Source organism: Nonomuraea sp. 10N515B (assembly GCF_052245915.1).
Lineage (GTDB): Bacteria > Actinomycetota > Actinomycetes > Streptosporangiales > Streptosporangiaceae > Nonomuraea.
In genome coordinates, this window is sequence record NZ_JBQQBQ010000095.1 from 21252 (window position 1) to 27563 (window position 6312).

The window sequence follows — 6312 nt, forward strand, 5'->3', positions numbered from 1 at the left end:
GCCCCTAATTGCCACCGGGCGGGACATCCGGGGAGTCCTCGCTGCGGGTTGCCCTCTTTTTACCCGGAGGTGCGGATTCGTGGACGTCACGACCGCTCGAGAGCGGCTGGAAGAGATGCTCGCCGAGCTGGATCGCTCGATCGGGGTGCTCCAGGGAGATCCTGTCGCGGTACGCGAGTATTCGGCGGCCGACGCAGGCTCGGACCTGACCGACGCCGACCGCGCCCAGGCCATGCTGACCGTGGCCACCGCGCAGCGACGCGCCGTGATCGAGGCGATCAAGCGCATCGAGGAAGGCGTGTACGGCAGGTGCGTCGACTGCGGCAAGCCGGTGCCCGAGGGCCGCCTCGAGGCGCGGCCCGAGGCGGCGCGCTGCGTGCAGTGTCAGTCCAAGCAGGAGCGCCGCCACTAAGAGGCCGACGCCGGGAGCCGGCCGCCGGACACGAAGAACGGCGGATCAGCTTTTGCGGGCGCTGGCCACCAGGTGGATGCCGACCGTGTCGTCGTCGTCCGGGTGGGCTTCGAGCTCTGTGCGCACGAGCCAGGTCAGGGACCGCGCGTCGGAGCCGAGCACGTGGTCCACCGTGGACGGCGACAGCACCGTGCGCGGCCGCATCCACTCCACCTCCAGCCCGGCGCCGATCAGCAGCTCACGCAGCTGCGTGCTGCTGAAGCAGCGGGTGATGCTGCCGTCCGGCCAGGGCACGAGCATGACCTCGCCGGTCTGCCGCAGATGTTGCCACTGCTCCTGCTCGGCCAGGATCGCCATGCCCAGCACCAGCGAGTCGACGCACACCAGCGCCCGCCCGCCCGGCCGCAGCACCCTGGCCACGTCGTTCATCGCCGACTCCGCCATGAGCTCGATCGACATCACCCGCTCCTCGGCGAGCACCGCGTCCACGCTCGCGTCCGGCAGGAACGACAGATCGTCGGCGCGTATGTGGCGGACGCGGTCGGCGTCCCGCAAGCGGGACTGCCCGTCGACGGTGCGGCGGAAGTCGAGCAACTCGATCACCCGATGTCCCGCCCTGGCCGCCTGGCCGGACCATCGCCCGCGGCCGCCGGACAGATCGAGGATCACGGAGGGGTCGGCGGGAAGCCATCGGTTGAGTTGTTCGGCGGCGACGGCGCGGTAGAACGTCCAGTACGGCCCGAGCGTCCCTGAGCCGTTGAGTTCCTCGGCCGGAATGGGCAGCACACGCGACTCCTGGGTTCCGGAAAAAGGGCTACCAGCCGGTACGTATGACGTTCCCCGCACCGGGTCCTTCGTACCTTCTATCTTGCGGGAACAGACAGCGGCGCGGGGATGTTGCGACGAGCATGCTCGCTGTTGTTGATGGTCGCGACCGCTTCGGCGCTCGTTGGCTCGTTCCTCGCTCTCTCCCGCCGAGCTCCTTCGCTCCATTGGTTGACCCTCTCCCCGATGCCCGGTGGGCTCCGGAGCAACGGGTATCCTCCCCTGAGTACGGTGTCCTGCCACAGCCGGTCACCGGTGATCTTAGGGGGGTGGGTCCGGTGCCCGCGACAAACGCGGAGACGCTGGAGCAGCGAAGCGAGCGGTTCGAGCGAGACGTCATGCCCTATCTCGAGCAGCTCTACTCCGCCGCGCTCCGGATGACCCGGAATCCGTCGGACGCGGAGGATCTCCTGCAAGAGACCTTCGCCAAGGCGTTCGCCTCGTTCCATCAGTTCCAGCAGGGCACCAACCTCAAGGCGTGGCTCTACCGGATCTTGACGAACACGTTCATCAACAGCTATCGCAAGAAGCAGCGTGAGCCGAAGCAGTCCGGCACGGAGGAGATCGAGGACTGGCAGCTCGCCAGGGCCGAGTCGCACACCTCGAGCGGCCTGAAGTCGGCCGAGGTCGAGGCGCTCGAGCACCTGCCCGACGGGGACATCAAGCAGGCGCTGGCGGCGCTGCCCGAGGAGTTCAGGATCGCGGTCTATCTGGCCGACGTCGAAGGCTTCCCCTACAAGGAGATCGCCGACATCATGGGCACGCCGATCGGCACCGTGATGTCGAGGCTGCACAGGGGACGCAGGCAGCTGCGGGGCCTCCTTGAGGATTATGCTCGCGAGCGTGGCCTGGTCCCGGCGGAGGGATCGAAATGAGCTGTGGCAACCCGCACGACACCGACTGTCGCGAGGTGCTGGACAAGGTCTACGCCTATCTCGACGGCGAGCTGACGGACAGTGACGTCGTCGAGATCCGCGTGCACCTCGACGAATGCAGCCCGTGCCTGAAGGAATACGACCTGGACAAGGCGATCAAGCAGCTCGTGCACAAGCACTGCGGCTGCGACCCCGTCCCGGCTGACCTGCGTTCCAAGGTGCTGGCCCGTATCGCTCAAGTGAGGGCCGAGCTGGCGGACTAGGATCTACCTCATGCGTGTGTTGGTCACCGGGGGTGCCGGGTTCATCGGTTCGAATCTCGTCGATCGTCTGCTTACAGACGGTCATGAGGTGGTGGCGGTGGACGATCTATCGTCGGGGAGCATGGCCAACCTGGCCCGGGCGGTCACCAATGACCGGTTCCGGCTGCACGAGCTCGACGTGCGCGATCCGGCCCTGCCCGATCTGACGGCCGAGCTGCAGCCCGAGGTGATCTGCCACCTGGCGGCGCAGATCAGCGTGCGCAAGAGCGTCGCCGATCCGGGGCACGACGCCTCCGTCAACGTCGAAGGCACCGCGCGCGTGCTGGCCGCGGCCCACGTGGGGCGGACGCGCAAGGTGCTGTTCGCCTCGTCCGTGGCCGTCTACGGCCGCCCGAGCACGATTCCGGTGCCGGGCGACGCGGCCACCGACCCGCGCTCGCCGTACGCCGCCTCGAAGCTGAGCGGCGAGATCTACCTCGCCATGTTCCGCGCCCTCTACGGCCTCGAATACACCACGCTCGTGCTCTCCAACGTCTACGGCCCGCGCCAGTCGCCGGAAGGCGAGGCCGGCGTCGTGTCGATCTTCACCGACGCCCTGCTCAACGGCACGCCCACCGTCGTCTACGGCGACGGCAGCCAGACCCGCGACTACATCTACGTCGATGACGTGGTCGACGGCTTCGTCCGGGCCTGCGGCCAGGCGGGCGACGGGCGCAGGTTCAACCTGGGCACCGGCATCCAGACCACCGACCGGCGGCTGCATGCGCTGATCGCCGATGCCGCGGGCGCGGCCGACAAGCCGGGGTTCGCGCCGCCGCGTCTGGGCGACCTGCCGGCCATGGCGGTCGACCCGGTGCCGGCTCACGAGGGGCTCGGCTGGCAGCCGCGCACCGACCTGGGCACCGGGATCAAAAACACCGTGGAGTGGGCCAGATCACATCGCCGCTCGTAGTGGCTTGATTACGCTTTGCTTGCGATTTCCCGCTCTGCCGGTGCGGCCACGTCGTCTTCTGTAGCGTGAACCCCAGAAAGTCGACCTGGAGGCATGTCGATGTTGAAGGTAATGGTCGCCCGGCTGCTCACCGCCATCGTGCTGATCACCCCGGTGGTGACGGCCATCGGCGGGGCGCTGCCTCCTGGAGTGTCCTGGACCTGATCAGACCGTAGGGGGGCCGCAATGCGTGACCTGCCATGGGCGGCGCGGGTCTATCTGGTCGCCGTGTTCGGCGCGGCGGCCGCTCTCGTCGTACGCGGCGCGATTGCCTCCGGCGCTCCGGTGGCCCAGGAGGATCTCGACGTCCTGCTGGTGCTCGCCCTGCTCTTCCTGGTGTGCGAGTCGATGCCGACGCTGCTCAACGTGGAGCAGTTCGCGGTGTCGGTCAGCTTCTCCGCCTCGCTGGCCGCCGTCGTGCTGATCGGACCGGTGGGCGCGGCGCTGGTGGGGCTCACCGCCGTGGTGAGCGTGCGGCCCGGGCTGCCGCTGATCAAACGGCTGTTCAACGGCGCGCAGTTCGCGATCTGCGGCTATGTGGCCGGGCAGGTCTACGTGGCGCTCGACGGAAAGGTCGGCGTGCCGGAGGTCAACGCGTTCGACGACCTCATCGGCCCCTACGCGGCGGCCACCGCCGTGTTCGTGCCGCTCAACATCGCGCTGACGCTCACCATGGTCGCGCTCGCCACCAGGGTGCGGCCCGCCGAGGTGCCGCTGCGGGGCATGGTCCAGTTCGTGCTGTCCTACCTGGGTTACGGCACGTTCGGGCTGCTCGTGGCCGGGCTCTGGGCGACGGTGCAGTCGATCTCCGCGGTGCTGGTGCTGGTGCCGCTGTTCGTGGCGCGGTGGGCGTTCGGGCAATATCACGCGCAGCAGCGCTCCTACGACGCCACGATCGCCGCGCTCTGCCAGGCCGTGGAGACCAAGGACTATTACACGCGCGGCCACTGCACGCGCGTCTCGCTCGCCTCGTCCATGATCGCCCATGAGATCGGCATGGGGCTGGAGCGCGTGCGGGCCATCCGGTACGCCGGCATGCTGCACGATGTGGGCAAGCTCGGCGTGCCCACCAAGGTGCTGCAGAAGGACGGACCGCTCACCGAGGAGGAGTTCGCCGCGATCCAGCTGCACCCCATGCGCGGGCTGGAGATCGTCCGCGGCATCGGCTTCCTCGACGAGGCCTACGCCGGGATCATGCACCACCACGAGAAACACGACGGCACCGGTTACCCCATGGGGCTGGCCGGCGACGAGATCCCCGAGTTCGCCAAGGTCATCGCGGTCGCCGACGCGTTCGACTCGATGACCTCGGACCGTTCCTACCGCGGCGCCAGGCCCGTGCCGGAGGCCGTCGAGGAGCTACGCAAGAGCGCGGGCAAACACTTCGACCCCGTCATGGTCGCGGCCTTCATCCGCGCGCTGGAGCGGGAGCCGTGGCAGCCGCCGCGCCGCGTCGAGCCGCCGCCCGACCCGGCGGAGGCCCCGATCAAGGACCACGACGATCCGACCATGCCGATCCAGGTCGTGACCGGGCCATGATCACCACGGAACGCGCCGGGCGCACCGAACGAACCACTGTCCTGCGCAGGCTCGACTCGGGACAGCTCCTGCTCATCTGCGCCGCCGGCCTGGTGGCGGTCGCGGGTGTCGCGCACACGGCCGCGGTCGGGCTCGACCGGCCGGAGATCGCCGTCGGGTTCGGCGCGCTGATCGCGGTCGGCGAGCTGGCCAGGCTCACCATGCCGGGCAACAGGGAGGTCGCGCCCATCGGCGCCGCTGCGGCGCTCGGCTACACGTTACTGCTCGATCTGAGCCAGCATCAGCTGGAGCACTCGGCCCTGCAGGTCGTGGCCGTGATCGCGGTCGGCATGCTGGCGGGCGCGCTGCCGCACCTGGCGGTGGGCCGGCCGCCGCGCCTGGACGCGATGGCCCGCCGTCTGCTCACCGGCGCGTTGCTGGCCTTCGCCTTCCGCCCGCTGGCCGACCCGCTCTACGACCTGACCAAGCCGCCCACCAGCACCTGGTGGCCGGCGCTCGCCGTCATGGTCACGCTCTTCGTCGCCAGCCTGCTGATCGACGTGCTGATCGCGGCCTGGCTCAGGTCCGAGCAGGTGCGCACCGCGTTCCGGGTGACGGTGCGCGACGAGATCAACATGGCGCTGCCGCTCGGCGCCGCCGTGGGCTCGTCAGGGGTGCTGCTCGCGCTGGCCACGCACAGCATGGACCTGGTCGCGCTGCTGGTGTTCGCGGCGCCGCTGCTGGTCACGCAGGTGGCCTTCCGCAAATACGCCGGGATCCGCGCCACCTACCTGCAGACCGTACGGGCGTTGTCCCGGGTCACCGAGGTCGGCGGCTATGTCGAGCCCGGCCACTCGCGCCGGGTGAGCCGCCTGGCCGTGGCGATCGGCAGGGAGCTGGGCATGGCCGAGCCCGAGCTGCTCGAGCTGGAGTACGCCGCGCTCATGCACGACATCGGCCAGCTGTCGCTGCGTGACCCCATCCCCGGCGGCGCCACCGTACTCAGCGAGCCGGAGCAGGCGCGCCGCATCGCCGAGCTGGGCGCCGAGGTGATCAAGCAGACGGGCGTGCTGGACCGGGTGGCGGAGGTGGTCAGACGCCAGTGCGACCCGATCGCCGCTGACCCGCCGCTGTCGAGCCGCATCATCAAGGTCGCCAACGCCTACGACGACCTGGTGGGGCCCTCGACCGACCGCGACCGCGCGGGCGCCGCGCTGGAACGGATCCGGTTCGCCCCGGGCGGCGCGTACGATTCGCACGCGCTGGAGGCGCTGGCCCGCGTGATCGACCGAGGTCGTCTGTAGCCCTTCAGTCGTAGATCGCTGACTTTGTGGCAGTTTGCTGGGATGCCGCGGGTGGCGGGCGTGCGACAGCGCGGGCGTGGTTGCGCTGCCGGTGATGGTGTCGGGCCACGGCTTGATGCCTGCG

Annotated in this window: 7 protein-coding genes; 6 read left to right on the forward strand and 1 reads right to left on the reverse strand. The window is 69.5% G+C overall.

The genetic code is table 11. From position 1 onward, the window contains the following. Positions 1-79: 79 nt before the first annotated feature. Positions 80-412: a TraR/DksA family transcriptional regulator gene (locus ACTWQA_RS54715; protein ID WP_443166734.1), complete on the forward strand. Its 333-nt coding sequence runs from the start codon at positions 80-82 to the stop codon at positions 410-412. 45 nt (positions 413-457) lie between these two features. Here ACTWQA_RS54715 and ACTWQA_RS54720 read toward each other — a convergent pair whose 3' ends face one another. Beyond that, positions 458-1198 (reverse strand): class I SAM-dependent methyltransferase, encoded by a 741-nt coding sequence (locus ACTWQA_RS54720; protein ID WP_305924985.1) that lies wholly within the window; start codon positions 1196-1198, stop codon positions 458-460. A 308-nt stretch (positions 1199-1506) separates the two neighbouring features. Between ACTWQA_RS54720 and ACTWQA_RS54725 the strand changes: the two genes are divergently transcribed. From ACTWQA_RS54725 to ACTWQA_RS54745, 5 genes are all read left to right on the forward strand, one after another. Beyond that, complete coding sequence (locus tag ACTWQA_RS54725) at positions 1507-2112, forward strand: sigma-70 family RNA polymerase sigma factor (protein ID WP_305924984.1); 606 nt, start codon at positions 1507-1509, stop codon at positions 2110-2112. Beyond that, positions 2109-2375 (forward strand): mycothiol system anti-sigma-R factor, encoded by a 267-nt coding sequence (rsrA, locus tag ACTWQA_RS54730; RefSeq protein ID WP_305924983.1) that lies wholly within the window; start codon positions 2109-2111, stop codon positions 2373-2375. Before ACTWQA_RS54725 ends, rsrA begins: the two co-directional genes overlap by 4 nt. A 10-nt stretch (positions 2376-2385) precedes the next feature. Further along, the gene (locus ACTWQA_RS54735) at positions 2386-3327 is read left to right on the forward strand and encodes an NAD-dependent epimerase/dehydratase family protein (protein ID WP_443166735.1); all 942 of its coding nucleotides are present in this window, start codon (positions 2386-2388) and stop codon (positions 3325-3327) included. A gap of 225 nt (positions 3328-3552) precedes the next feature. After that, a complete protein-coding gene (locus tag ACTWQA_RS54740) occupies positions 3553-4905 on the forward strand; it encodes an HD-GYP domain-containing protein (protein ID WP_443166736.1) in 1353 nt (450 codons plus the stop codon). After that, positions 4902-6188 (forward strand): HD-GYP domain-containing protein, encoded by a 1287-nt coding sequence (locus ACTWQA_RS54745; protein WP_443166737.1) that lies wholly within the window; start codon positions 4902-4904, stop codon positions 6186-6188. Before ACTWQA_RS54740 ends, ACTWQA_RS54745 begins: the two co-directional genes overlap by 4 nt. The last annotated feature ends 124 nt before the right edge of the window (positions 6189-6312 follow it).

Bases quoted from the DNA above. Each gene is read 5' to 3' on its own strand.
- ACTWQA_RS54735 (WP_443166735.1), top strand. From the start codon at position 2,386: ATGCGTGTGTTGGTCACCGGGGGTGCCGGGTTCATCGGTTCGAATCTC.
- rsrA (WP_305924983.1), top strand. From the start codon at position 2,109: ATGAGCTGTGGCAACCCGCACGACACCGACTGTCGCGAGGTGCTGGAC.
- ACTWQA_RS54745 (WP_443166737.1), top strand. From the start codon at position 4,902: ATGATCACCACGGAACGCGCCGGGCGCACCGAACGAACCACTGTCCTG.
- ACTWQA_RS54740 (WP_443166736.1), top strand. From the start codon at position 3,553: ATGCGTGACCTGCCATGGGCGGCGCGGGTCTATCTGGTCGCCGTGTTC.